Raw genomic sequence first — 1,366 nt, forward strand, 5'->3', positions numbered from 1 at the left:
GAGAATCAGTTTATGATTTCCTGTTCATATCTGATAAAATCCCACGTAAGAATGCGGGTCGGGTAACAGATGGATACTTAAAGCTGTATCAGCACCTATTACTAGGTGGGACGTGGATTCAGTCACTTGACCCATTTAAGAACTGGCAACCGATGGAGTGGGGGCGGATTAAGCCCAACTTCCCGCGCTTTGATTGGCAAAAAGGGAAACCCGTCAAATACGAGTCGCCACCCAAAACTCCCAACCGTGTTACCTACTTCGATGTCGCTAACCCTATCTGGGACAAAGTTGCAAAGCGTTATTTAATTAAGCGCTATCATTCACTTTTAGCATTGCGCTTGCTGGATCAACTCAATCCATTAATATTTTGGGAGTGGATAAAGCAACACCCAGAGATTCCGATTATCTTATGCGAGGGTGAGAAGAAAGCCGCTTGCTTGCTCTCTTTAGGGTTTGTAGCGATCGCACTTCCGGGAATTTGGAACGGGCGAGTCGGAAGACGGGATTTTGATGAACGGTTGCATCCTGACTTAGTACCAATGGCTCAGGCGGGGCGCAAGTTCATAATTCTTTTTGACTACGAAACTTTTTCTAAAACCAGGTGGTCAGTTTACCAAGCCACTGTTCGCACTGCAAAAGCAATCGAATCGGCAGGTTCTGAATGTGAAGTTGCATTACTGCCGGGGCCAGAAAAAGGCGTTGATGATTTTGTAGTTGGTCGAGGTGTTGATGCCAATGCCCTGCTAACTGCAATTATAGATGATGCCAAATCACTTGCTGATTACCAGCGCTCGTATCGGGCTAAGAAATGGGGACTTAGCAAATACAAACCAGATGTCACTATTAATATCAAGTATCTCTCTGAGGCTTTGTGCATTCCTGAACTTGAAGAAAAATGCTTGAGAGTGCCTGAGCTTTATGAGCTTGAAAAGGAACAACTTTTCACGCCATCTATAAAAGGACATTGGAGAAAGAAGGAGTCTACGGATTCTGGCGGAGTTGATTCAGACAAATCGAAGAAATCCCCTAGCTTCAATTTCCCAAAATCAGGACTGGTCGTACTCTGGAGCGACATGGGTACAGGGAAAACTGAACTTATGCGCTGGTGGCGTGACCAAAACCCCGACGCGCGGTTCCTCAACAATGGACATCGGGTTAACTTGTTGAAAAATCTTGCCGAACGCTTGCGGACGGCGATGTATTCAGACTTGGGTTACACAGGTTTAGCTCAGGCCCAAGCCCTTAGTATTACTATTGACAGCTTGCACAAACTCAATACCCAGGCGCTAATTTATGGCTGCATATTTATAGATGAAGCTTGCCAATACCTTACCCACCTACTACACAGTAATACGTGTAAACAGCA

The 1,366-nt window shown here is 45.4% G+C and carries 1 protein-coding gene; it reads left to right on the forward strand.

Features of this window, described 5'->3' with window-relative positions:
* Nucleotides 1-1,366, forward strand: a 1,366-nt coding sequence (locus tag GNF10_RS36865) for a DUF3854 domain-containing protein (protein ID WP_185607492.1), incomplete at both ends; no start/stop codon positions are given.

This window comes from Nostoc sp. UCD121 (genome assembly GCF_014222285.1).
Lineage (GTDB): Bacteria > Cyanobacteriota > Cyanobacteriia > Cyanobacteriales > Nostocaceae > Nostoc.